28 protein-coding genes and 1 tRNA gene are annotated in these 21,424 nt (G+C 51.9%); 22 read left to right on the forward strand and 7 right to left on the reverse strand.

Annotation, left to right across the window (positions count from 1 at the left end; all coding sequences use genetic code 11):
* Window positions 1-46 precede the first annotated feature (46 nt).
* Both V6944_RS09210 and V6944_RS09215 read left to right on the forward strand, forming a co-directional pair.
* Window positions 47-256, forward strand: a complete 210-nt coding sequence (locus tag V6944_RS09210) for a helix-turn-helix domain-containing protein (RefSeq protein WP_071993127.1) — start codon at window positions 47-49, stop codon at window positions 254-256.
* Window positions 253-1,035: a phage antirepressor KilAC domain-containing protein gene (locus tag V6944_RS09215; RefSeq protein WP_406807663.1), complete on the forward strand. Its 783-nt coding sequence runs from the start codon at window positions 253-255 to the stop codon at window positions 1,033-1,035. Before V6944_RS09210 ends, V6944_RS09215 begins: the two co-directional genes overlap by 4 nt.
* Before the next feature lie 294 nt (window positions 1,036-1,329).
* Here V6944_RS09215 and V6944_RS09220 read toward each other — a convergent pair whose 3' ends face one another.
* The gene (locus V6944_RS09220; protein ID WP_047745543.1) at window positions 1,330-1,515 is read right to left on the reverse strand and encodes a YlcI/YnfO family protein; all 186 of its coding nucleotides are present in this window, start codon (window positions 1,513-1,515) and stop codon (window positions 1,330-1,332) included.
* A gap of 188 nt (window positions 1,516-1,703) precedes the next feature.
* On the opposite strand from V6944_RS09220, the gene V6944_RS09225 reads away from it, so the two are divergent.
* The 6 genes from V6944_RS09225 (at window position 1,704) to V6944_RS09250 (ending at window position 4,572) form a co-directional block, all read left to right on the forward strand.
* Window positions 1,704-1,973 carry a host cell division inhibitor Icd-like protein gene (locus tag V6944_RS09225; RefSeq protein ID WP_110292558.1) on the forward strand — a complete coding sequence of 90 codons (270 nt, stop codon included), beginning with the start codon at window positions 1,704-1,706 and terminating at the stop codon, window positions 1,971-1,973.
* Complete coding sequence (locus tag V6944_RS09230) at window positions 1,966-2,151, forward strand: hypothetical protein (RefSeq protein ID WP_047361513.1); 186 nt, start codon at window positions 1,966-1,968, stop codon at window positions 2,149-2,151. The genes V6944_RS09225 and V6944_RS09230 overlap by 8 nt, the downstream gene beginning before the upstream one ends.
* Window positions 2,144-2,371, forward strand: a complete 228-nt coding sequence (locus V6944_RS09235) for a hypothetical protein (protein WP_047361515.1) — start codon at window positions 2,144-2,146, stop codon at window positions 2,369-2,371. The genes V6944_RS09230 and V6944_RS09235 overlap by 8 nt, the downstream gene beginning before the upstream one ends.
* Window positions 2,368-2,736 (forward strand): hypothetical protein, encoded by a 369-nt coding sequence (locus V6944_RS09240; RefSeq protein ID WP_045324750.1) that lies wholly within the window; start codon window positions 2,368-2,370, stop codon window positions 2,734-2,736. Before V6944_RS09235 ends, V6944_RS09240 begins: the two co-directional genes overlap by 4 nt.
* On the forward strand, window positions 2,733-4,097 hold the full coding sequence (locus tag V6944_RS09245; RefSeq protein ID WP_096217611.1) for a helicase RepA family protein: 1,365 nt from the start codon (window positions 2,733-2,735) through the stop codon (window positions 4,095-4,097). The genes V6944_RS09240 and V6944_RS09245 overlap by 4 nt, the downstream gene beginning before the upstream one ends.
* 214 nt (window positions 4,098-4,311) lie before the next feature.
* Window positions 4,312-4,572: a hypothetical protein gene (locus tag V6944_RS09250; RefSeq protein WP_032673054.1), complete on the forward strand. Its 261-nt coding sequence runs from the start codon at window positions 4,312-4,314 to the stop codon at window positions 4,570-4,572.
* 32 nt (window positions 4,573-4,604) lie between these two features.
* On the opposite strand, the gene V6944_RS09255 is transcribed toward V6944_RS09250, so the two are convergent.
* Window positions 4,605-5,111: a hypothetical protein gene (locus V6944_RS09255; RefSeq protein WP_032673052.1), complete on the reverse strand. Its 507-nt coding sequence runs from the start codon at window positions 5,109-5,111 to the stop codon at window positions 4,605-4,607.
* 285 nt (window positions 5,112-5,396) lie between these two features.
* Between V6944_RS09255 and V6944_RS09260 the strand changes: the two genes are divergently transcribed.
* The 12 genes from V6944_RS09260 to V6944_RS09315 all read left to right on the forward strand — a co-directional run bounded on the left by V6944_RS09260 (window position 5,397) and on the right by V6944_RS09315 (window position 14,228).
* The gene (locus tag V6944_RS09260; RefSeq protein ID WP_032673050.1) at window positions 5,397-6,563 is read left to right on the forward strand and encodes a phage major capsid protein; all 1,167 of its coding nucleotides are present in this window, start codon (window positions 5,397-5,399) and stop codon (window positions 6,561-6,563) included.
* Between the two features lie 51 nt (window positions 6,564-6,614).
* Window positions 6,615-7,175: an HK97 family phage prohead protease gene (locus V6944_RS09265; protein ID WP_333498742.1), complete on the forward strand. Its 561-nt coding sequence runs from the start codon at window positions 6,615-6,617 to the stop codon at window positions 7,173-7,175.
* 1 nt (window position 7,176) lies between these two features.
* Window positions 7,177-8,412, forward strand: a complete 1,236-nt coding sequence (locus tag V6944_RS09270; protein ID WP_032673048.1) for a phage portal protein — start codon at window positions 7,177-7,179, stop codon at window positions 8,410-8,412.
* Entirely contained in the window at window positions 8,409-8,747 is a 339-nt protein-coding gene (locus V6944_RS09275; protein WP_032673047.1) for a phage head closure protein, read from the forward strand. Before V6944_RS09270 ends, V6944_RS09275 begins: the two co-directional genes overlap by 4 nt.
* Window positions 8,744-9,037: a head-tail connector protein gene (locus V6944_RS09280; protein WP_032673046.1), complete on the forward strand. Its 294-nt coding sequence runs from the start codon at window positions 8,744-8,746 to the stop codon at window positions 9,035-9,037. The genes V6944_RS09275 and V6944_RS09280 overlap by 4 nt, the downstream gene beginning before the upstream one ends.
* Window positions 9,037-9,480: an HNH endonuclease signature motif containing protein gene (locus V6944_RS09285; protein WP_032673045.1), complete on the forward strand. Its 444-nt coding sequence runs from the start codon at window positions 9,037-9,039 to the stop codon at window positions 9,478-9,480. The genes V6944_RS09280 and V6944_RS09285 overlap by 1 nt, the downstream gene beginning before the upstream one ends.
* Window positions 9,473-9,625 carry a hypothetical protein gene (locus tag V6944_RS09290; protein WP_162184623.1) on the forward strand — a complete coding sequence of 51 codons (153 nt, stop codon included), beginning with the start codon at window positions 9,473-9,475 and terminating at the stop codon, window positions 9,623-9,625. The genes V6944_RS09285 and V6944_RS09290 overlap by 8 nt, the downstream gene beginning before the upstream one ends.
* Window positions 9,626-9,753: 128 nt before the next feature.
* Complete coding sequence (locus tag V6944_RS09295) at window positions 9,754-10,110, forward strand: phage terminase small subunit P27 family (RefSeq protein ID WP_316944019.1); 357 nt, start codon at window positions 9,754-9,756, stop codon at window positions 10,108-10,110.
* The gene (locus V6944_RS09300; RefSeq protein ID WP_333498743.1) at window positions 10,094-11,755 is read left to right on the forward strand and encodes a terminase large subunit; all 1,662 of its coding nucleotides are present in this window, start codon (window positions 10,094-10,096) and stop codon (window positions 11,753-11,755) included. Before V6944_RS09295 ends, V6944_RS09300 begins: the two co-directional genes overlap by 17 nt.
* A gap of 11 nt (window positions 11,756-11,766) precedes the next feature.
* Window positions 11,767-12,381 carry a tail assembly protein gene (locus V6944_RS09305; RefSeq protein ID WP_023309411.1) on the forward strand — a complete coding sequence of 205 codons (615 nt, stop codon included), beginning with the start codon at window positions 11,767-11,769 and terminating at the stop codon, window positions 12,379-12,381.
* An 8-nt stretch (window positions 12,382-12,389) separates the two neighbouring features.
* Window positions 12,390-12,578, forward strand: coding sequence for a hypothetical protein (locus tag V6944_RS09310; protein ID WP_032673037.1), 189 nt, complete (start codon window positions 12,390-12,392; stop codon window positions 12,576-12,578).
* A 198-nt stretch (window positions 12,579-12,776) separates the two neighbouring features.
* A complete protein-coding gene (locus tag V6944_RS09315; RefSeq protein WP_032673034.1) occupies window positions 12,777-14,228 on the forward strand; it encodes an ATP-dependent nuclease in 1,452 nt (483 codons plus the stop codon).
* A gap of 113 nt (window positions 14,229-14,341) precedes the next feature.
* Here the strand turns inward: V6944_RS09315 and V6944_RS09320 are convergent.
* Window positions 14,342-14,417: transfer RNA gene (locus V6944_RS09320), tRNA-Ile, on the reverse strand.
* Window positions 14,418-14,543: 126 nt separating this feature from the next.
* Here V6944_RS09320 and mug point away from each other — a divergent pair.
* Window positions 14,544-15,050 carry a G/U mismatch-specific DNA glycosylase gene (mug, locus tag V6944_RS09325; RefSeq protein WP_333498744.1) on the forward strand — a complete coding sequence of 169 codons (507 nt, stop codon included), beginning with the start codon at window positions 14,544-14,546 and terminating at the stop codon, window positions 15,048-15,050.
* Between the two features lie 146 nt (window positions 15,051-15,196).
* Here the strand turns inward: mug and rpoD are convergent, their stop codons facing one another.
* The 3 genes from rpoD to rpsU all read right to left on the reverse strand — a co-directional run bounded on the left by rpoD (window position 15,197) and on the right by rpsU (window position 19,391).
* The gene (gene rpoD, locus V6944_RS09330; RefSeq protein WP_333498745.1) at window positions 15,197-17,041 is read right to left on the reverse strand and encodes an RNA polymerase sigma factor RpoD; all 1,845 of its coding nucleotides are present in this window, start codon (window positions 17,039-17,041) and stop codon (window positions 15,197-15,199) included.
* Between the two features lie 153 nt (window positions 17,042-17,194).
* Window positions 17,195-18,937 (reverse strand): DNA primase, encoded by a 1,743-nt coding sequence (gene dnaG, locus V6944_RS09335; RefSeq protein WP_185668406.1) that lies wholly within the window; start codon window positions 18,935-18,937, stop codon window positions 17,195-17,197.
* 238 nt (window positions 18,938-19,175) lie between these two features.
* The gene (gene rpsU, locus V6944_RS09340; protein WP_001144069.1) at window positions 19,176-19,391 is read right to left on the reverse strand and encodes a 30S ribosomal protein S21; all 216 of its coding nucleotides are present in this window, start codon (window positions 19,389-19,391) and stop codon (window positions 19,176-19,178) included.
* A 236-nt stretch (window positions 19,392-19,627) separates the two neighbouring features.
* Here rpsU and tsaD point away from each other — a divergent pair, with 236 nt between their 5' ends.
* The gene (gene tsaD / locus V6944_RS09345; protein WP_333498746.1) at window positions 19,628-20,641 is read left to right on the forward strand and encodes a tRNA (adenosine(37)-N6)-threonylcarbamoyltransferase complex transferase subunit TsaD; all 1,014 of its coding nucleotides are present in this window, start codon (window positions 19,628-19,630) and stop codon (window positions 20,639-20,641) included.
* 94 nt (window positions 20,642-20,735) lie between these two features.
* Here the strand turns inward: tsaD and plsY are convergent, their stop codons facing one another.
* Window positions 20,736-21,356, reverse strand: a complete 621-nt coding sequence (gene plsY, locus V6944_RS09350) for a glycerol-3-phosphate 1-O-acyltransferase PlsY (protein WP_333498747.1) — start codon at window positions 21,354-21,356, stop codon at window positions 20,736-20,738.
* Window positions 21,357-21,424 lie beyond the last annotated feature (68 nt).

A 21,424-nucleotide genomic window follows, 5' to 3' on the forward strand; every position in this document is an offset into this window, starting at 1 on the left:
ATAGATATTTATCACTGTTGTTAACCATTAATACACGGTGATAAATATGAAGTTAGTCAATTCTCCTTTCACATTAGAACGCCTGACCCGCGCAGAAGCAGCTGCTTATCTTGGCGTTAACTCCCAAACGTTGGCTAATTGGGCTCATACCGGAAAAGTGGGTATTCCACATCATAAGGTAGGGCGCAAGGTCATTTATATGAAGGCCGATCTCGATTGCTATCTGGCCTCCACTCGTCGCACACAAACAGCCTGAGGAATGGTATGGGAAATTTACCTGAGCTTGTACCCGTCTCGCCTGGCAGTATTGGCGGTCAGTCGGTTTCATCTGTTAGCGCCAGGAGTCTCCATTCCTTTCTTGGTGTGGGGCGCGATTTCACGACATGGATCAAAGGGCGCATTAATCAGTATGGGTTTCTGGCGGGCGTTGATTACATCACTGTTGAAAATCTGAGCTCCCCCGTTCCGGGGAGCGCAAAAAATCGCCAACAGATTGAGCATGACTACATGATAACTATCGACATGGGTAAAGAGCTGGCGATGGTCGAGCGCAACGATAAAGGGCGAGAGGTACGGCGCTACTTTATCAACTGCGAACGCCAGGCTAAGTCTGTCTCTACTCTCCCTCAGTCTCTCCCGGATGCTTTGCGCCTTGCTGCTGATCTGGCTGAAAAGTCCCTTCATCTCGAAACCCAGCTCGCTATCACTGCCACCAAGGCAAGTTTTGTCGATCGCTTCGTCGAGGCGTCCGGCAGCATGGGATTTCGGGAGGTATCGAAATTGCTTGGGGTGAAAGAGACCCAGCTGCGCCGGTTCCTCATTGATCAGGGGGTCATGTATCCACTGGCCGGAAAGCTGACGCCTTATGCCCACCATATGGATGCTGGCAGATTCACTCTTAAGACAGGCGAGAGCACGAACAACGGGCACGCTTTTACGCAGGCGAAGTTTACTCCGAAGGGAGTTCAGTGGCTGGCTAAAAAGCTGATAGATGCTGGTGTACTGGATGGGGGTAAAAATGCGGGTGATAAATAAAACAAAGGCGACCTTGCAGGGTCGCCCAAGTAGTCACATCAAATCTAAACAGGATCAGCATACCAGGCCTTGCGCTGGTGGTCAAAGCCTGAGCGCTCCTGTGATTGCAGGAACTGCGCCATTGGCGAGGTTACGTGAAACTACCCAGAAATTGGGCTGTTTAGGGTGTGCGGCATTGGCGCACACCCCATTTCCCCAAATCTGGGGAGAACTGGAACAGAGTGCCGGGTGTACTGCAATGCAGCATACCCCGGAGAATTCCCGTAGTTTCGACCGTTACCCAGATATTGGGTATCACTCCTTGTCGGCTTCCTTGGCCTTTTTACGCTGGCGGCGTTTGATTTCGCCTTTGGCGGCAGTAACGAGAAATGCCGCCGTGCTTTCTCCATCTTCCTTAAGGCGATCCATATCCTCTATCACCTCGTGGGGAATTCTAATTGTTGTCATTTGTGATTTTGCGTTCTTCGCACCTGTTGCCATTACTGTGATTCCTTGTGTTAGGTGTATTTCAGTATACGCAAAAAAAATGAGAAGAAAAGACTTGAGGTGTATTTCACTTTGGTCTAGTTTTAATAGCGGAGGTGACATACACCTTTCGAATGCGAAGCCCGGCAGTGCTAGGAACACTAACCGGGCCTCTAACCAAACCGTTAATAGAGGTAACAGTAATGGCTTCCACTAAGTCTACCCAAACTCGCCCGGAATTTACATGGTTATTCCTTGCAACCCCAGACCACACCCCAGAATGCACACCTGTAGTGCTCCGCTTTGATGCTGACACGGAAGATAAAGCCCGCGCTGCATTCCCCGGCTGGGATTTGGTTTTCGCTGCCAAAATCCGCGCCCAGTCTCCTTGTCGCGTTGCGTTTTTCGATTACACCACCCGCCGTGGCTGGGAGTTCGATAGCGCAGCTATTCAGGAGGTACGCCATGCGTGAATTAACCAATAAAAGCGCGTCAATAGCCTGTGAGCTGGCTGCGTTGTTGATGGTTGTCGAAGAGTGCGACGTTGATCAGGTAGAACGTGAAAACCTTATCAGCCTGGCCAGACGAGTATCTGATCAACTGGCGGCAAGCATGGTAGAGCAGAATTCAACGGGGGTGCTCAATGGATAACTTTTACACCTACCGCAGCAACAAAGATCTGCTGTTACTGGCGCAAGAGGTTGCCGCGCTTCTGTCATGTGCTGCTTACCTTGCGACTATCAGAGGTGAGGAAGAGCGTATCCATGTAATGAGTTTAACGGGGTTGGCTAACCGCCTCTCTGACGAACTGGCAAATTCACTGGATATTTCTACTTTTTCAGACCCTGAATCGCAGGAGGCAAAACAATGATCAGCAATGTGAAGTTTAACGAGCTGGCTAACCGCGTTGATCTGCTGGTTGAAAAGGTTTTGCATCTTGAGGCACAGGTTAAGTCACTCACTGATAGTCAGGGGGGTGAAATCCCTCCGGGTATGACGCCAGTAGCAACACTGGCCGCTGAATACGGTATCTCAACCAAAAAGGCTGAGGAACTGGCGAAAAACACAGGGGTGATGCTGGTTAAGCTGAAATCTGGCGGGTTCGTTGCACCTGATGAAAAGTTCAGGGAAGCGGCGCGTCTGGTGCTGCGCAGCGCTAAGCGCAAATATGGCTCTGCGTACTGGTTCCATCCTCTGATCGGCAAATTCCAGATGAGCGGGGGCATTCCAAAATGACGGTACAACTGACAGCTGTAGAAACCGTATCGGATGCCCTGTTCACCTGTTCGTATCTGTGGGCGCATGGCAAGCAGTACAGCCGCAGCGATTTGGATAAAGCCCTCCACCAGCATAAAGATCCAACTACCCGTTACGGAAAGCTGGTGGCTCGCCTCAACCAGATAGCAGCAATGCCGTATGAGGAGCTTTGTGATGCCGGGTATCTTGATACTGACCGAAAACAAATGATTACTGCGCGGCGTTCTGTGCTGGTGGAAGAGATAGGCGAAGGGGAAATGAATGCCATGCTGTCTGACGTGCAGCGCATTCACCGCGTATTCCCAGATGCTGGTGCAAAATTCAGGACAAAGCTGCCTCTCTCTCGCGGTTCTGAGGGCTTTGATATCCGTCAGGACTATATCCTTAAACACTTTCTGCCATCGCAATCACTGTGCAGCATTTACGGCCCCAGCGGTTCGTATAAGAGTTTTCTCGCCGTGTCGTGGGCCTGTCACATCGCTGCAGGTCTGCCATGGGCTGGGAAGAAGGTCACTCCCGGCGCGGTGCTGTATGTGGTTGGCGAGGGTGGTGTAGGTGTTCCCCGGCGTATAAGAGCATGGGAACAGGTGCATGGCATACAGGCAGACAACCTCTGGCTGGTCAATCGTCCGGTGTTCCCTGTGCGCGAGTCAGAGGTAACGGAAGTGCTTCTCGCTGCCAGGCAGATTGAAGCCGAATGTGGTGTACCGGTTCGCATGGTGGTGATCGATACGCTGGCCCGTTGTTTTGGTGGTAACGACGAGAATGATGCTCGTGATATGGGGGCGTTTATTGAGGGGTGTGACGTTATCAAACAGAAAACGGGGGCAACAGTGCTGGTAGTCCACCACTCCGGCAAAGATGAAGGGAAAGGCGCTCGCGGTTCCAGTGCTTTCCGCGCTGCGCTTGATACTGAGTTTAACGTTAAGCGTGAAGGGGATGGAAAGGCGCTTATTCTGACCTGTACCAAGATGAAAGACGCGGAGGAGCCAGAGCGTAAAGCGTATGACCTGAGAACGGCAGAGCTTTACACCGATGAAGATGGCGAGCTTGTTTGCTCTCTGGTTGTGCACGATCAGCCGAGAGAGGCTAAAGAAGTTGAGCCTGAATTGGCCAATGTCTCCCGTCTTAGCGATAACCACCATGCACTATGGCAGGCAGTACGCAGCCGAACAGCTAAGGGGGAGCCATGCACTATCTCCGTTATTAAAGACGATCTGCGTGCAACACTGGGGGCAGATAAAGTGAGAAAGTCATTCCCGCGCTGGCTGGACAAGCTGGAGAGTGAGCAAATTATTCGCATCGAGGGTGAGAACCTTTACCCGGTAACTATCGAGTAGATGCGGCGGCAAATGCGGCATGTGCGGCATTTAGTATGTTTTATGACCAAATGCCGCACTTAGTCCCTGTATACACGCGCTAAGTGCGGCATTTCACTGAAACCCCCGTCATTACTGGGTTTGCGTAATTTTTTGAGAAAACTGGTGCGGCGCTAAGTGCGGCATTGCTAAACGCGGCACTAAATGCGGCAGGTTAGACAAACAAGGAGAATTTATGCCTATTACGATTCATGAAATAAAGGAACATTACGATCATTATGGGCTTCATGATATGAGTGCAATGCCTACCGCTGAATATCGGAAGGCGCTTTCAGATGGGGCACTATTCTGGATCGATCATCATGACTTTGTTCGAAGCACTCTTTCAGAAGAAATACTGGCTACTAATCGAGAACAATTGGATGCGATGATTGAGCATTTGCAAGAATATAGAGATAAGATGCCAACGCCACCAGATTGGATGAGCGAGAAATGATACATTAGGCCTGGTAGATACCAGGCCATTTTTTACAGTAAATTCAACAACGCTGAGGCACCTGCACCAACAATGCTGGCAACAGTGCTATTTTCCAGCAATTGTTTCAACACGGATTTAGCCTGTGGATCTCCAGATTTAGCAACCTTCTCAACCAGTTCAGTAATACTGATATTAACAAGCATATGGTTGCTTTCACCTACTTGAACCTGCTCACCGTTAATCGAGCCAATGTGGAATGTGCTGCTTTTAGTAGGTGACTTGTGTTCATTTTCTGTTATGTTTTCAATGCTGAGAGTGAGCATATGTGGATGTTTTGTACCTCTTTTGAGCGTTCCACCTTGAACCATCTTCATATCTAATACTTTCAACTTGATCTCATTTTTTCCGACACTTTGAATAATATGCTGACCAATAATTACTTCGGGTTCATTAGTGTATGGAATTAACACCTGTTTCTTTTGGGAGTTTCTTTTACCTTTGAAAATCTCTCCCTCAATAATAAAAGTATCAGGATAAATCATTGCGCTCAGGTTCATGGTGCTTTCTCCTCTGTCGTAAAGTCAGTCAATGATAAATCCATACATGCTTTTTTTGTAAATTATTCGTACTCATACTTACTCATTCTTCCCCCCTGCTCTGAGGTGGGTTTCCTTAAATTTTTTCATGTATATCTTGAAGAGTGGCACTCAGACGTGAGCCGCCACTGGCCGTTAAATCAAGCTGTAGCGAGTACAGTCTGTGGGATGCAGAAAAAGATTTAACGGCCTTCCCTCCAAGCGCTGGTTTCACGTCTCAACGTTAATTGTTACGGAAACCACTCCATGAAGAAATTACTCGAATTACGCCAGCAGAAAGCAGCACTCAAAACCCAGATGCGCTCCATGCTTGACAAAGCCGACACCGAAAAGCGCAGCCTGAACGAAGAAGAGGGCAAAAAGTTCGATGAACTCCGCGCCCAGGCTGATTCCCTCGAAGTTGAAATCACCCGTCTTGAAGCCGTCGCCGACGATCAGCGCAATCTGCCTGGTACTTCCGTTGAAGGCGAGCCAGTAAGCAACGACGAGCTGCGCCACTACATCATGACCGGTGATACCCGCTCTCTCTCCACTCTGGTGCAGGCTGACGGCGGCTATACCGTTATCCCTGAGCTGGACAAAGAGATTATGCGCCAGTTGCAGGATGATAGCGTGATGCGCTCCATCGCAACGGTGAAGACCACCAAAACCAACGAATACCAGAAGCTGGTATCTGTGGGCGGCACTACCGTTAATCGCGGCACCGAAGGTGAACCACGTACCGAAACCAGCACGCCGAGGGTGGAGCGTGTTGATATCAAACTCAACCCGATCTACGCCTACCCGAAAACCACCCAGGAGATTCTCGACTTCTCCGAGGTGGATATCTTGGGCTGGCTGTCTTCTGAAATCGCTGACACCTTCACCGCTACCGAAGAAAGCGACTTTGTGAACGGCGACGGTGATAAAAAATCCAAAGGGTTCCTGTCTTACCCTCGCGCGGCCACTGCTGATAAAACCCGTCCGTTCGGCACGCTGGAGAAGATGGAAGCCGCTGACGTTTCCTCTGATGGCCTGATCGACCTGCTGTACAAGCTGAAAGCCAAATACCGCAAGAACGCCGTATGGGTGATGAACTCCAACACCGCCGCAAAACTGCAAAAGCTGAAAAACGGCAACGGGGATTACATCTGGCGCGATCGTCTGGTTGCCGGTTCTCCCGATACGCTGCTGGGCCGTCCTGTTCAGTATCTGGAAACCATGCCGGATGCGGAGGCGGGTAAAGCGTTCCTCGCGGTTGGCGACTTCAAGCGCGGCTATTTCATTGTGGATCACACCACTGGCGTGCGTACCCGTCCTGACAACATCACCGAACCGGGTTTCTACAAGGTGCATACCGATAAATACCTGGGCGGCGGCGTGGTGGACTCCAACGCCATAAAGGTGCTTGAGCTTTCCGGCTCCGGTTCCTGATTTGACGTTTAAGGGGCTGCGGCCCCTTTTTGCCCTCTGTGGAGTCCAGTAATGAAAACAACCGATTTTGAAATCCGTATCTCCGAAGTGAGCGCCAGCAACAAAAAGCTGGTGGGCTATGCCGTGCGCTGGAACAGCCTGTCAGAAGTTATCTGGGATGAGTTCCGCGAGCAGTTTGCGCCGGGAGCGTTTAAAGACAGCCTGGCATCCGGTAGCGATGTGCGTGCGCTGTACGAGCATAACTATACCCAGCTGCTGGGCCGCACCAAATCCGGCACGCTGGTGCTGTCCGAAGACGATACCGGGCTGCGCTTCGAGCTGACCCCGCCGAATACCCAGCTTGGCAACGATGTGCTGGAGCTGGTGGAGCGCGGGGATATCTCAGGCATGAGCTTCGGTTTCCTTGCGCTGAAAGAGGCGTGGGATATTGCTCAGTCTCCATATCTGCGCACCGTGACCGCCGCTGAACTACGGGAAATTACCGTAACATCAATGCCCGCCTACCCGGAATCTGGCGTGGAAATCGCTCACCGTTCGCTTTTCTCCCAACATCCTGAACTGCGCCGCGCTGGCGATAACCGTCGCCGCTGGGCTGAATTAGCGGGGCTTTGATATGTGGAATATCTGGCCGTTTGGCCGTAAGTCTGAATCCTCCGAACAGCGCAGCATGACCATTGATGAGTGGCTGGCGATGGCAGGGATTCCAAATACCGGATCAGGCGAGTATGTGTCTGCGGGTACTGCGGAATCTCTGCCTGCGGTGATGAACGCCGTGTCAGTTATTAGTGAGGCGGTGGCGACAATGCCCTGCTACCTCTACCGCGTCCGTAATGATAATGGTCGTGAGGCGCGGGAGTGGCTGAGCAATCACCCGGTGGATTTTCTCCTGAACGAGCAGCCGAACGACTGCCAGACGCCTTACCAGTTTAAACGCACAATGATGCGTCATTGTTTGCTGAACGGTAACGCCTATGCGGTGATCCAGTGGGGGCGCGACGGTCAGCCGCAATCCCTGCATCCGTATGCGCCGGGGGCGGTTGTTCCTGAGCGTATCGGCCAGCATAAGTACAAATACACCATTACTGAGCCGTTTACCGGGGCTGTGCGCACTTACCTCCAGGAAGAGATTTTGCATCTTCGCTATGCCACCGATGATGGTTTTCTGGGGCGCTCTCCAATTTCCATCTGCCGCGAGGCGCTGGGGTTAGGTCTGGCTCAGCAGCGCCACGGTGCCAGCGTTATGAAAGATGGCATGATGGCGGCGGGAGTCATAACCACAAATGAGTATCTCGACAGCGTGAAGGGCAAGCAGGCTATGGATGCGCTGGATCGGTACAAAGGCGCTAAAAATGCTGGGAAAGTGCCGATCCTTGAAGGTGGGATGGACTACAAGCAGCTTGGTATGAGCAACCAGGATGCCGAATGGCTGGCCTCTCGCCGCTTCACCATCGAAGACATTGCCCGCATGTTCAACGTGTCGCCTATTTTCCTCCAGGAATACAGCAACAGCACCTACAGCAACTTTAGCGAAGCGAGCCGCGCCTTTCTCACCATGACCATGCGCCCGTGGCTGGCGAACTTCGAACAACAAATCAAATCTGCGCTGCTGGTGGCCTCCCCGGTTCCGGGAAGCCGCTATCAGGTGGAGTTTGACTCTGCTGACCTTCTCCGCGCCACGCCAACCGAGCGTTACGCCACTTATGAGCGAGGCATCAAGAACGGGATCATGAACCCGAACGAAGCCCGTGAGCGTGAGGGGATGCCGCCGCGTGACGGTGGTGATGAGTTTAGCCAGGCATGGAAGCAGGAAGTGAAGATCAGTAAGGACGGCAAGGAAGGTGACGCATGAGAGCCGGGGGACTGAGAAACCGGGTAACTATCCGGGTATTCACTACTCACAGAGATCCATCTGGTCAGGTTATTCAGATCTGGGAAGACGGGGAAACCATCTGGGCTGAGGTTAAGGGGATCAGCGGTCGTGAACTGGTAGCGGCTGGTGCCGAGGTTGCCGAAGCAACGATCCGTGTCTGGGTGCGTTTCCGTCGAGATATTACTGCTGCCAACCGTCTGAAGGTGCTGACTGGCCCGTTTGCCGGGGCGACGCTCAACATTATCGGGCCGCCCATACCGGACTCAGGTATGACGCGCCTTGAGATTCTCTGCAAACAGGGGACCGAGAAATGACTACTGAAATCACCCTAGATGAAGCAAAGCTGCATTGCCGTATTGATGATGATTACGAAGATACGTTGATACAGGCGTACATCGATGCGGCGCTGGAGGTTTGCCAGAAGCATATCGGCAAGCGGTTTGATAACGGGCTGGAGTTTACGCCAGCTATCAAGATTGGCTGTCTGATGTACGTATCTCAGCTGTACGAGTACCGCACGATGATTGGTGATACCGACGCCAAAGAGATACCGATGGCTGTCTCTGCGTTGTGGTCTGTCTATCGTGATGTGGGGGTGTACTGATGCCGTGGCAACCACTACGCCGGTGCAATGAGCCGGGATGTAATAAGCGGGTAAGGTCCGGCAAGTGTGACGAGCACAGGCGGGAAGCGTGGCGGGAGCAGGATGCCAGACGCGGCCATCGGCGCGCCCGTGGTTACTCTGCCTCATGGGAGAAGTACCGCGCTCAGTATCTGAAACGTCACCCCCTTTGTGTTGAGTGCCAGAAGCTGGGCCTCTACGTTCCTGCAAAGATTGTCGATCACATCATCCCTATCAATGGCGGTGATGATGTTCTGTTCTGGCCGGAGTGGAACCACCAGCCGTTATGCCAGACACATCATAACCAGAAGACCACGCAGCAGGACCCCATCACCAAAGCGAATCGTAAAGCAGGGCTCTACATCGAGCAGGAAGAGCGGGCAGCACAGCGTAATAACTGGATGTATGAGGCCAGCGATGAATGAGAAAGACGTGGTGAATCTGTATCAGTCACTGGCCCGATGCCGTGATGGCTTTGTGCGGGCCCGCACCAGACGCAATGAGCGCCAGCCAGTGAAGCGCATGAGCGAACGTGAGCGGGAGGTGATGGAATGCTTCCGCAACCGCTGACAGGCCGCATGGACGGGGTGGGGGAGGTTTTCAGGACAAAACCCCAGCCGCAAGGCACCACCCGCCCCCTCAAATTTTTACGCACAGTGTTTTTTTTGAAAATAAAACAGACAGGTAAACAGTAAGTTATGGCAAGACCACCCAAACCGCCCGCCTATCTTGATGAGATCGCGGCGCAGCAGTGGAAAGCAAAGGCGAAGCAGCTGGCGGAGCGCGGTGATCTGACGCCTGCCGACTGGAACAACCTTGAGCTTTTTTGCGTTAACTATTCGATGTACCGCAAAGCAGTGGAAGACCTTGCCAGCCGCGGATTCAGCATTGTTAACAGCCAGGGCGGCGAGAGCCGTAATCCGGCGCTTAGCGCAAAGGCCGACGCTGAAAAAATCATGATTAAAATGTCGTCGCTGCTGGGCTTTGATCCGGTAAGCCGCCGCCGTAATCCGGTAGAAACGGAAGAGGAGGACGAGCTTGACCGTCTGGAATGATTACGCAAACGCCATTAAATCCGGTGAAATTCCGGCCTGTAAGCGCGTAAAACAGGCCGTTGAAAGGTACTTTTCAGACCTGAATGATCCCCGTTATGAGTTCGATACGGCGACCGTAGAGCGGTTTATTGCGTTCTCCCGGCTCTGTCCGCACGTCAAAGGCCCGCTTCGGGGCCAGCCTATCGAGCTGGAGCCATGGCAGCAGTTCGCCTTTGCTAACCTGCTGGGCTTTAAGGTCAGAGAGTCAGGCCGCCGGAAGTACAGCAGCGCTTTTATTGAGGTGCCGCGTAAGAACGCTAAATCCACCGTGGCCGCCATGCTGGCTAACTGGTTTCTGGTGATGGAGAAGGGCCAGCAGGATATCTACACGGCGGCGGTTAGCCGGGATCAGGCCCGAATCGTGTTCGACGACGCCCGCCAGATGTGCCTGCTGTCAAAACCTCTGAAAAAGCGCGTCAATATCCAGGCGCATAAGGTCATTTTCCCGAAGAGCAACAGCCTGTTAAAGCCGCTGGCGGCGAAAGCGGCCACCATTGAAGGGACTAACCCCAGTCTGGCGATTGTCGATGAATACCACCTTCACCCGGATAACGGCGTTTATTCCGCCCTCGAGCTGGGTATGGGCGCACGTCCGGAGGCGATTTTGTTCGCCATCACTACCGCCGGGAGTAACGTTGTCTCTGCCTGTAAACAGCATTATGACTACTGCTGCCAGATTCTGGCCGGGGAAGAGAGCAACGATTCGCTGTTTGTCCTGATCTACGAACTGGACGACGAAAGCGAGGTTGAGCAGCCTGAAATGTGGATCAAGGCTAACCCTAACCTGCATGTGTCCGTTGACTCAGCGAAACTGGAATCAACCATCCAGAAAGCGCGGGGCATACCGTCGCAGTGGGTGGAAATGCTGACCAAACGTTTCAATATCTGGTGTCAGGGCTCCACGCCGTGGATGGGTGCCGGTGCATGGGATGCCTGTGCGCTCGACTATAACGAAGACGATCTGGCCGGAATGGAGTGCTACGCCGGGTTTGACCTGTCCTCTACCAGCGACATCACCAGCGTGAGTTACGCTTTCCCGTTCGACAGGGAGATCCGCCTGCTGACCCGTCATTATCTGCCGGAAGCCCAGCTACTTAACGTCGCCAACAAAAACCGCGCCATCTACCGCCAGTGGGTAAAAGCGGGATGGATACGCACTACCCCCGGCGACTGCATCGACTATGACCGCATCCGTGACGATATTCTGCACGACGCTGAAACATTCAATATCCGGCTGGTGGGTTTCGATACGTGGAACGCCACGCACCTGCGCACCCAGCTACAGGGAGCAGGGCTTGATGTGGAGCCTTTCCCGCAAACCTATCTCAAGTTCAGTCCGGTGGCGAAATCATTTGAGGTGTTCGTTAACCGTAAGGTAGTGCGCCATCGCGGCGATCCTGTTTTGTCCTGGGCGATTGGTAACGTGGTGATGGAGACGGATGCCAACGCCAACATTAAGCCCAACAAGAAGAAATCCTCCAACAAGATAGACCCGGCTGTATCCGCGCTGATGGCGTTCGGTACCTTCCAGGCTGAGCACGAGGATTTTGCTTTCGATATGAGCGACAACCACAAACAACGGTTGGCGACATTTAACGGTATCTGACAGGGGGTAATATGCAACAGGTATTAACTACTATGAAAACCACGATAAAACTCAGCGGCTCAATGGCTCAGCGATTTGGCAGGACACATCGCCGCGCGTTAACGTCTGCCAATGAAGTATTCAGGGCGCTATCTAACACCATTGATGGCTTTGATGCTTACCTGCGTGAGGCTCGGGCAAAGGGGCTGGATTTTGTTATTTTCCGGGATCGCCGCAATATCGGACACGAAGAGTTTGAACTCCTGGGGCCGGGTGATGAGCTGAGAATTATTCCGGTAATACGAGGAAGTAAGCGGGCAGGTCTGTTCCAGGCTGTTCTCGGTGTAGCATTGATTGCTGGTGGTATAGCTCTTGGTCCAGCAGGTGCCGCACTGATTGGGAAGGGCGCTGCATTAAACATTGGCCTTGTTGGAGCATCAATGGCCTTGGGTGGAGTAGTCCAGTTACTTTCCCCGCAGGTATCAGGCCTGCGAATGCGTCAGGAACCTGATAACAAACCCTCCTATGCGTTTGGTGGTCCCGTTAACACGACAGCATCTGGCAATCCCGTTCCCCTGCTTTATGGGCAACGGGAAATTGGCGGCGCAATTATCTCCGCCGGGATTTATGCAGAAGATCAGCAATAGAGGCTCATATGAATAAAATTTTACTTATCGCTGCCCTGGAAGAGATTGCTAGTCGCGAGGGCCATGAACTTAACGGGCAGGATAAGCTGGTAATCCGCACTAAAACAGCTATGGTGTTGGCCGCTAAACAGCGGCACCGCCAACGCATGAAGTCTCCACCTTATCAGTGGCGTAAACCGGAAAACCCCAGACGATAAACAACCATTGATGCTTCAAGTTGCAGGAGCCTGTACTTAGGGCCGCAGCCGGGGTAACTTGTTTGAGTACTATCATGCTGCATCTTGAGGTTACTTGGGTTTACATACTACAAAATCAAGCATAGAAAGCTTAAAAAGGATCTGATAGTCTAAAAATGTTTTTAATTTAGGCTATTACACAGCAGAATAGGGATTTGTATGGCTGATATAAGAAGTAAATTGAAAAGTAAGTACTCTCCAAGAAATAAATATGCTAATTTTGGCTCGGCTCTGAGAAGTATAGATATTAAAGGTTTTCGAGGTATAGAGGATATTACTCTGAGCTTGGATTTTCCTGTGACGGCAATTTCTGGTTTAAATGGCGCAGGTAAAAGTACTCTTGGGCAATTAGCTATTTGTGCATATAAAAAACCGGTAACAGCACAAGATTATAAACGGCTTTATATAAAAGACTTTTTCCCCGTATCAAAAGCTGATCCGAGTCCATTTAAAATGGATTCAAGTGTCATTTATAAATATGAAACCAATGACCCTAATAGAACTCAAGATGTAACCGTTTCACGTATAAAATCTTCTTGGTCTGGATATAAACGTCAGCCGGAGAGACATTGTTATTATATAGGTTTTACTGTATACATTCCAAAAGTTGAGCGTCGTGATCTCAGTGTCTATGGGGGAAGGGATTTCGATTTGACAGTGAGAAGGAATGTTGACCAAGAGATAATATCAAGGATGGCTAAAATTATCGGTCATCCATATGACGATGTTGCATTTCAGGGAATATCGCATAGAAAACGAGAGACAGAAATAGGGATGGTTGAAAGACTTGGATATTCATATTCAGAAAATAACATGGGCTTTGGCGAAGGTCGGGTGCTTTATACCGTTGATATGTTAGAAACATCCCCGGAACAGAGCTTATTTGTTTTAGAAGAGCCAGAAACGTCTCTTCATGAAAGTGCGCAATATGAATTTACGAAATATCTTATGGAGGTTTGTGAGCGGAGAAAACATCAAATTATTCTTTCTACTCATTCTAGTGTTATTTTAAATGCATTGCCTCCAGAGGCTCGTAAATTATTGATTCGTGATGAAACTGGCGTGGATATAAAAGACGGCATTTCAACAACGCACATAAGATCAATACTCTCAGACGGTCATTTTAAAGGGCTGCATGTTTGTGTTGAGGATCATTTTGCTAAGGTACTACTTAGCCAAGTAATAAGGCTGAAAAGGCGAGACATCCTCAAATCCATTCAGATTACTGATGTTGGTGATAAAACTGCCGTAAGAAAGGCAGTAGAGATTTTGAGTAAATCTGGACTAAATGCTATTGCAGTTAGGGATGCTGATGTAGGTGAGGATCCTAGAGGGAACTTATTTTCTTTTCCTGGCAATCGTCCTCCGGAAGTTGAGGTTTACCAACATGCTGCTGTTAAAGAATTTTTACAGCAAGAATATGGAATTGATTTTGATTGGCTAATACAAAGAAAAGGCGTTGAAGATCATCACTTCTATACAAAAACAATTTCAGAAGAAGTGGAATGCGAGGAGGAAGTGGTGAGAATACTAGCTATTAAAAAATACATAGATGTTCTTGGGGATCAGTTTGATAGCTTGGTTGATAAAATTGTCGAGAAAATAGTTTAGCAACTAAATTATCTGAAGATATGCAGGATTACCTATAAATACTCAGTGGCGGTATCCTATAGGTATCCTGGAAAGTAATAAGGGCTTGCGAATCATCGCAAGCCCTTGATTTATGGTGGCCCCTGTTGGGTTTGAACCAACGACCAAGCGATTATGAGTCGCCTGCTCTAACCACTGAGCTAAGGGGCCGGGTAGCGGACGATTATAAAGTAACAGCGGGCGCCAATCCAGCGTTAAGCGCGCACATGCTGTTTTTATAAACAATGTATTTTCAATTCGTTATACTGATCTCACGATGCATTGGTCGAGAAAATTATGGTTAAGGACATTATTGATTCGGGGCTGCGGGTGCTGTTCTGCGGCATTAACCCGGGGCTGTCATCTTCTTCTCTGGGCTATCCCTTCGCCCATCCGGCAAACCGCTTCTGGAAGGTGCTGCATCTTGCGGGATTTACTGAACACCAGCTCAAGCCGGAAGAGGCGGATCAGATGCTGGCATTCCGCTGCGGCGTGACCAAGTTGGTTGAGCGCCCGACGGTACAGGCGAGTGAAGTCACTCTACAGGAGCTGCGTAGCGGCGGGCAGGAGTTGATTGAGAAGGTTGAGCATTACAAACCTGCCGCACTAGCCGTTTTGGGCAAGCAGGCCTTTGAGCGCGGCTTAGGGCAGCGCGGGGCGACGTGGGGCAAGCAGACGTACATGATTGGTGATACCGAGGTGTGGGTGCTGCCGAACCCGAGCGGGCTGAGCCGGATTACGCTGGATAAACTGGTAGAGGCGTATCAGGAACTGGACGTGGCGTTGAAGGCACGCGGGTTATAGGCATTGAGCCGATCCCGGCGGCGCTGCGCTTGGCCGGGCTACTCCGGCCTGTAGCCCGGCCAAGCGCAGCGCCGCCGGGGAATGCACAAAACGACAGGCAAAAAAAAGCTCCCTGATGGGAGCTTTTTACGTTTTTTACCGGGCGATTAATCGTCCAGGAAGCTACGCAGCACTTCAGAGCGGCTTGGATGACGCAGTTTACGCAGCGCCTTCGCTTCGATCTGACGGATACGTTCGCGGGTAACGTCGAACTGTTTACCCACTTCTTCCAGCGTGTGGTCGGTGTTCATATCGATACCGAAACGCATACGCAGGACTTTCGCCTCACGGGCGGTCAGGCCAGCCAGAACGTCGTGGGTGGCAGCGCGCAGGCTCTCGGTGGTCGCAGAGTCCAGCGGCAGCTCGAGTGTAGTATCCTCGATGAAGTCACCCAGATGCGAATCTTCATCGTCGCCGATTGGCGTTTCCATGGAGATTGGCTCTTTGGCGATTTTCAGCACCTTACGAATCTTATCTTCTGGCATCAGCATGCGTTCGGCCAGCTCTTCCGGCGTCGGTTCACGACCCATCTCTTGCAGCATCTGGCGGGAGATACGGTTGAGTTTGTTGATGGTCTCAATCATATGCACCGGAATACGGATGGTGCGCGCCTGGTCTGCGATAGAACGGGTGATCGCCTGACGGATCCACCAGGTAGCGTAGGTGGAGAACTTGTAGCCGCGACGGTATTCAAACTTATCTACCGCTTTCATCAGGCCGATGTTGCCTTCCTGAATCAGGTCAAGGAACTGCAGACCGCGGTTGGTGTATTTCTTAGCGATAGAAATAACCAGACGTAAGTTCGCTTCAACCATCTCTTTCTTCGCACGGCGAGCTTTCGCTTCACCGATGGACATACGACGGTTGATGTCTTTAACCTGCTCGATGGTCAGGCCGGTCTCTTCTTCAATCTGCTGCAGTTTCTGCAGGCTACGCATAACGTCGTCTTTCACGTCGTGCAGCTTTTCAGACCACGGCTTGTTCATCGCGATAGCCGCGTTGAACCAGGTTTCGCTGGTTTCGTTGCCAGTGAAGAGGGTGATGAAGTTCTTCTTCGGCATTTTGCACTGTTCAACGCACATCTTCATGATGATACGTTCCTGGGTGCGCACGCGGTCCATCATGGTACGCATGCTGTTTACCAGGTAGTCGAACTGCTTCGGTACCAGACGGAACTGCTTGAACACTTCAGACAGCTTCAGGATCTCTTCCTGAGCGCTGGCGTGGCTACGGCCTTTTGCTTTGATCGTGTCGCGAGTGATCTCGTACTGAGTACGCAGCTCGCCAAATTTCTCACGTGCCAGCTCTGGGTCGATGCTGTTGTCATCGTCGCTGCTGTCGTCGCTGTCTTCGTCTTCGTCTTCATCGTCGTCGTCCATCTCTTCCTGAGACAGTTCGGAACCGACGTGAGTGGCGGTAGGCGCCATATCTTCTTCAGCGTTCGGGTCAACGAAACCGGTGATCAGGTCAGACAGACGCGCTTCTTCAGCTTCAACGCGATCGTACTGTTCCAGCAGATAAGTAATGGCTTCTGGGTATTCGGCAACGGAACACTGAACCTGGTTGATCCCGTCTTCGATGCGCTTAGCGATGTCGATTTCGCCTTCACGGGTCAGCAGTTCTACCGTACCCATTTCGCGCATGTACATGCGCACCGGGTCGGTGGTACGCCCGATTTCAGATTCCACGCTGGACAGAACCTGTGCAGCCGCTTCTTCTGCGTCTTCATCAGTGTTGTTGGAGGTTTCAGCCAGCAACAGATCATCGGCATCCGGCGCTTCTTCCATCACCTGAATGCCCATGTCGTTGATCATTTGGATGATGTCTTCGATCTGATCTGAATCGACGATATCTTCCGGCAGATGGTCATTGACCTCGGCATAGGTCAGATAGCCTTGCTCCTTACCACGTTGGACAAGAAGCTTGAGCTGTGACTGCGGGTTTTGCTCCATAAGACGGTATCCACACTTAATTCATTTGATTGGTGTCGGTCGGCGAACGAACCGCCAACATTTAAAGCGAGGGCGTACTTATATTAGTGCCGCTGCGCCTCGAGCGGCTGTCGGGGGCTTCCCGATCGGTATTCGGCACTTAAGCCGTTGAATTCATTTTTTTTCCAGGGCCTGTCTGATTTCCCAGAACTCCCTGCGTTCTTCACTGCTTAAACCGTGCGTGCGATCGCGAGCTATCAACTCTTCCTGTCGCTGTTCAAGCATTGAATCAAAAATTCGGTTGAGCGTGTCGGTGAACATTTTTTCAACGTTCTCATCCTTTATATCGTTCCAGGCTGAGAGTTTTTCAAGTGTTGAGTATTCACTTGTGCCACGATAATTCTCTAACAGCTGGCCTGTTGTCAGGCCCGGTTGCGCAACGCATAGACTTACGAGCTCGGTGAACAGGTTGAGCCCTGGTAGTTTCGTCTGACTCACCCCATGCATTGGGGGGACAAGTGGTGCCAGATTTGGGTTTTGCACCAGCAGTCCTATCAGTATACGCATAGGCGTCTGTTTTATCTGCTGAGTCGGGCGTACAACACCACTTTCTGCCTGTTTTGGCATTAAACGATCAAGCTGCGCGTCATCAAAAATGCCGAGCTTCAGGCCCAGCGTTTGACGTAGCTGAATACGGTGCGCATCGCCAGGTACCTGGCTGATTAACGGTAGCGCCAGCGCTGCGAGCTGGGTGCTGCCGTCTGGCGTACTCAGGTCAACCTGCGGTAAGAGGCTGTTGAACAAGAACACGGAGAGCGGTTGTGCATGCTCCATCCGGGCTTCAAAAGCCTCTTTGCCTTCTTTACGTACCAGCGTATCCGGGTCTTCACCGTCGGGCAGGAACATAAAGCGTAGCTGACGACCGTCGGTCATGTAAGGCATGGCCGTTTCCAGCGCACGCCATGCGGCATCGCGCCCGGCGCGGTCGCCGTCGTAACAGCAAATCACGTTATTTGTCGCACGGAACAGCATATGGATGTGGTCGGCCGTGGTCGATGTACCCAGCGAAGCGACGGCGTAGTTAATACCGTATTGCGCCAGGGCAACGACATCCATATAACCTTCGACAACCAGCAGGCGCTGGGGTTCCGCGCTATGCTGTTGGGCTTCATAAAGGCCATAAAGCTGACGACCCTTATGGAAAATATCGGTTTCCGGGGAGTTGAGGTATTTCGGCGTATCGTTACCTAATACGCGGCCACCAAATCCAATCACCCGGCCTCGTTTGTCGCGAATCGGGAACATCACGCGATTGCGGAAACGGTCGTACGTTCTTCCCTGGTCGTTGTTGACCAGCATTCCGGCATCGAGCAGCAGCTTTCTGTTGTCGACATTACCGCCGAAACGTTTTAAGGCGTTATCCCAGCCTGGCGGTGCAAAACCAATAGCAAAACGCTGGACAATCTCGGCGCTAAGGCCACGTTGCTCCAGGTACTGGCGTGCAGGCTCGGCGATGGGTTGCGTGAAGGATTGCTGATAAAAATCATTTAATCCTTCCATGAGTTGATAGAGATTCTGCCGTTGATGGCGTTCTATCTGGCTCAGGCCTGTTCCGGCTTCATACGGCACTTCAAGATTGTGCATGGCCGCCAGTTCTTCAACGGTTTCAACGAACTCGAGCTTGTCGTAGTTCATCAAAAAGTCGATGGCGTTACCGTGCGCGCCGCAGCCGAAGCAGTGGTAAAACTGCTTATCACCGTTCACGGTGAAAGAGGGGGTTTTCTCGTTATGGAACGGACAGCACGCATGGTAATTCTTGCCCTGCTTTTTCAGCTTCACTCGCGCATCGATCAGATCGATGATGTCGGTGCGTGCCAGCAGGTCATTGATGAATACGCGTGGGATTCGTCCAGCCATAAGCCCCGTTTATTTACACTTCATCCTTCAAACTGTCTCTGCGTTGGCTGCGTTCGTTCACCCCTGTCACTTACTGATGTAAGCTCCGGGGATTCACTCGCTTGCCGCCTTGATACAGCATGAATGATTTTGTGTAAATGCTGATTTATAAACGAAAACAAGCCGCGCATTCCTTTCGGAAGCACGGCCTTGCAACTACAACTCGGTCTGACAATTGAGAGCCGATGCTCTCAAGAGATTAGTACAGACGAGTACGGCGTGCGTTTTCGCGAGCCAGTTTCTTCGCGTGACGTTTCACTGCAGAAGCTTTAGCGCGCTTACGTTCGGTAGTCGGTTTTTCATAGAACTCACGACGACGAACTTCCGCCAGAACACCTGCTTTTTCGCAGGAACGCTTGAAGCGACGCAGAGCTACGTCGAACGGCTCGTTTTCACGTACTTTAATTACCGGCATGTGCCTCTCACCTTTGATTAATTCGGTTTGCTGCTGGCATCAGCGCCAGCTTATTTCAAAATGGTGCGGAATTTTACTGCAACTACTGCTGCTTTGTAAAGCACCGGAGCCTTTTTTGAAATGAACTTTTTAAGGGTGAGGAGTATACACGAGGCAGCTTCCTGGGGCGAACAATGTTTTACAAGCCGGGATAGAAAACCTAAACTGCGCGGTATTGAAACGAGGTAAATATAGCCATGCGTGTACTGGGTATTGAAACATCCTGCGATGAAACCGGCATCGCAATTTATGACGATGAAAAAGGTCTGTTAGCCAACCAACTGTATAGTCAGGTGAAATTGCATGCTGATTACGGCGGCGTGGTGCCTGAACTGGCCTCGCGCGATCACGTGCGTAAGACGGTGCCCCTGATTCAGGAAGCCTTGAAAGAGGCTAATCTGACGGCGAAAGATATCGACGCCGTTGCCTATACCGCAGGGCCTGGTCTGGTCGGTGCGCTGTTGGTTGGCGCAACCGTAGGGCGTTCGCTGGCGTTTGCCTGGAACGTGCCGGCCATTCCGGTACACCATATGGAAGGTCACCTTCTGGCGCCCATGCTGGAAGATAACCCGCCTGAATACCCGTTTGTGGCGCTGCTGGTTTCCGGCGGCCATACGCAGCTGATTAGCGTCACCGGCATTGGTGAATACACCCTGCTCGGCGAGTCGATTGACGACGCAGCCGGCGAAGCCTTTGATAAGACGGCGAAACTGCTCGGCCTGGATTACCCAGGTGGGCCAATGCTATCGAAGCTGGCCTCGCAGGGCACGGAAGGACGCTTCGTCTTCCCGCGTCCGATGACCGACCGTCCGGGGCTGGACTTCAGCTTCTCTGGCCTGAAAACGTTCGCGGCCAATACCATCCGCAATAATGACGCTGACGATCAAACCCGTGCCGATATCGCCCGTGCATTTGAAGATGCGGTGGTGGATACGCTGATGATCAAGTGCAAACGCGCGCTGGATCAAACCGGTTTCAAACGTCTGGTGATGGCAGGTGGCGTGAGCGCCAACCGTACGCTGCGTGCGAAGCTGGCGGAGATGATGCAAAAACGTCGTGGTGAAGTGTTCTATGCGCGTCCGGAATTCTGTACCGATAACGGTGCGATGATTGCCTATGCGGGTATGGTTCGCCTGAAAACCGGCGTGAATGCGTCGCTGGGCGTGACCGTTCGTCCGCGCTGGCCGCTGGCTGAACTGCCTGCCGCATAAAATATGACAAAGGGTAGCCCGGGCGAGGCGTTCACGCCGACCCCGGGGCTATCCCGGCGTCGTTTTGCTCGGCCGGGCTACGTCAATTCTTCTGTTACTCTTCTTCTTTCTTCTGCTTACGCTTTTTCAAACGCGCCCAGATTTTTGTCTCCTGACGTCGCCATAGGCGCTGAATGTTGTCATGATGACGCAACAGGATCAGACAGGAGAGCATCGATACCGGGAAAGTGTACTGGGGTTTAAACCACCAGACGTAGAACGGTGCGATCAGCGCGCTGACGATGGCGCCCAGAGACGAATAGCCGCTGAGCAAAATGGTCAGCAGCCAGGTTCCAGCCATGACGCCGGTGAGATCCCAGCCGATTGGCGCAATGGCGCCAAACGCGGTGGCAACGCCTTTCCCACCCTGGAAATGAAAAAATACTGGCCAGATGTGGCCCAGACAGGCGGCAATGGCCACCAGGCCTAACCAGAATGGGGAGAGGCCAAGGGCATACGCGCCCCAAACGGGCAGCATCCCTTTCAGGACGTCGAAAATCAGAACGGCTGCGGCTGCGCCTTTTCCGCCGATGCGTAACACATTAGTGGCGCCGGGGTTACCGGAACCACTGGCGCGAGGATCGGGTAACCCCGCGATGCGGCAGACCAGAATGGCGCTGGAAATTGAGCCGCAAAGGTAGGCAAGAAGGATCATGCCAGGCTCGATTGCACTCATAACGCTGTTCCATTTTGAAAATGTCGAAGTATTCTCTGCATCTGTGGATAATACGCATAATTCGCCGG

Origin of the sequence: Kluyvera sp. CHPC 1.2972 (genome assembly GCF_036759925.1) — a bacterium.
Taxonomy (GTDB): Bacteria; Pseudomonadota; Gammaproteobacteria; order Enterobacterales; family Enterobacteriaceae; genus Kluyvera.

Bases quoted from the DNA above. Each gene is read 5' to 3' on its own strand.
- V6944_RS09220 (WP_047745543.1), bottom strand. From the start codon at position 1,515: ATGGCAACAGGTGCGAAGAACGCAAAATCACAAATGACAACAATTAGA.
- V6944_RS09275 (WP_032673047.1), top strand. From the start codon at position 8,409: ATGAGAGCCGGGGGACTGAGAAACCGGGTAACTATCCGGGTATTCACT.
- V6944_RS09225 (WP_110292558.1), top strand. From the start codon at position 1,704: ATGGCTTCCACTAAGTCTACCCAAACTCGCCCGGAATTTACATGGTTA.
- tsaD (WP_333498746.1), top strand. From the start codon at position 19,628: ATGCGTGTACTGGGTATTGAAACATCCTGCGATGAAACCGGCATCGCA.
- V6944_RS09280 (WP_032673046.1), top strand. From the start codon at position 8,744: ATGACTACTGAAATCACCCTAGATGAAGCAAAGCTGCATTGCCGTATT.
- V6944_RS09305 (WP_023309411.1), top strand. From the start codon at position 11,767: ATGCAACAGGTATTAACTACTATGAAAACCACGATAAAACTCAGCGGC.
- mug (WP_333498744.1), top strand. From the start codon at position 14,544: ATGGTTAAGGACATTATTGATTCGGGGCTGCGGGTGCTGTTCTGCGGC.
- plsY (WP_333498747.1), bottom strand. From the start codon at position 21,356: ATGAGTGCAATCGAGCCTGGCATGATCCTTCTTGCCTACCTTTGCGGC.
- V6944_RS09210 (WP_071993127.1), top strand. From the start codon at position 47: ATGAAGTTAGTCAATTCTCCTTTCACATTAGAACGCCTGACCCGCGCA.
- V6944_RS09230 (WP_047361513.1), top strand. From the start codon at position 1,966: ATGCGTGAATTAACCAATAAAAGCGCGTCAATAGCCTGTGAGCTGGCT.
- V6944_RS09315 (WP_032673034.1), top strand. From the start codon at position 12,777: ATGGCTGATATAAGAAGTAAATTGAAAAGTAAGTACTCTCCAAGAAAT.
- V6944_RS09245 (WP_096217611.1), top strand. From the start codon at position 2,733: ATGACGGTACAACTGACAGCTGTAGAAACCGTATCGGATGCCCTGTTC.
- V6944_RS09295 (WP_316944019.1), top strand. From the start codon at position 9,754: ATGGCAAGACCACCCAAACCGCCCGCCTATCTTGATGAGATCGCGGCG.
- V6944_RS09255 (WP_032673052.1), bottom strand. From the start codon at position 5,111: ATGAACCTGAGCGCAATGATTTATCCTGATACTTTTATTATTGAGGGA.
- V6944_RS09250 (WP_032673054.1), top strand. From the start codon at position 4,312: ATGCCTATTACGATTCATGAAATAAAGGAACATTACGATCATTATGGG.
- V6944_RS09290 (WP_162184623.1), top strand. From the start codon at position 9,473: ATGAATGAGAAAGACGTGGTGAATCTGTATCAGTCACTGGCCCGATGC.
- V6944_RS09270 (WP_032673048.1), top strand. From the start codon at position 7,177: ATGTGGAATATCTGGCCGTTTGGCCGTAAGTCTGAATCCTCCGAACAG.
- V6944_RS09240 (WP_045324750.1), top strand. From the start codon at position 2,368: ATGATCAGCAATGTGAAGTTTAACGAGCTGGCTAACCGCGTTGATCTG.
- dnaG (WP_185668406.1), bottom strand. From the start codon at position 18,937: ATGGCTGGACGAATCCCACGCGTATTCATCAATGACCTGCTGGCACGC.
- rpsU (WP_001144069.1), bottom strand. From the start codon at position 19,391: ATGCCGGTAATTAAAGTACGTGAAAACGAGCCGTTCGACGTAGCTCTG.
- V6944_RS09310 (WP_032673037.1), top strand. From the start codon at position 12,390: ATGAATAAAATTTTACTTATCGCTGCCCTGGAAGAGATTGCTAGTCGC.
- V6944_RS09265 (WP_333498742.1), top strand. From the start codon at position 6,615: ATGAAAACAACCGATTTTGAAATCCGTATCTCCGAAGTGAGCGCCAGC.
- V6944_RS09235 (WP_047361515.1), top strand. From the start codon at position 2,144: ATGGATAACTTTTACACCTACCGCAGCAACAAAGATCTGCTGTTACTG.
- rpoD (WP_333498745.1), bottom strand. From the start codon at position 17,041: ATGGAGCAAAACCCGCAGTCACAGCTCAAGCTTCTTGTCCAACGTGGT.
- V6944_RS09285 (WP_032673045.1), top strand. From the start codon at position 9,037: ATGCCGTGGCAACCACTACGCCGGTGCAATGAGCCGGGATGTAATAAG.
- V6944_RS09260 (WP_032673050.1), top strand. From the start codon at position 5,397: ATGAAGAAATTACTCGAATTACGCCAGCAGAAAGCAGCACTCAAAACC.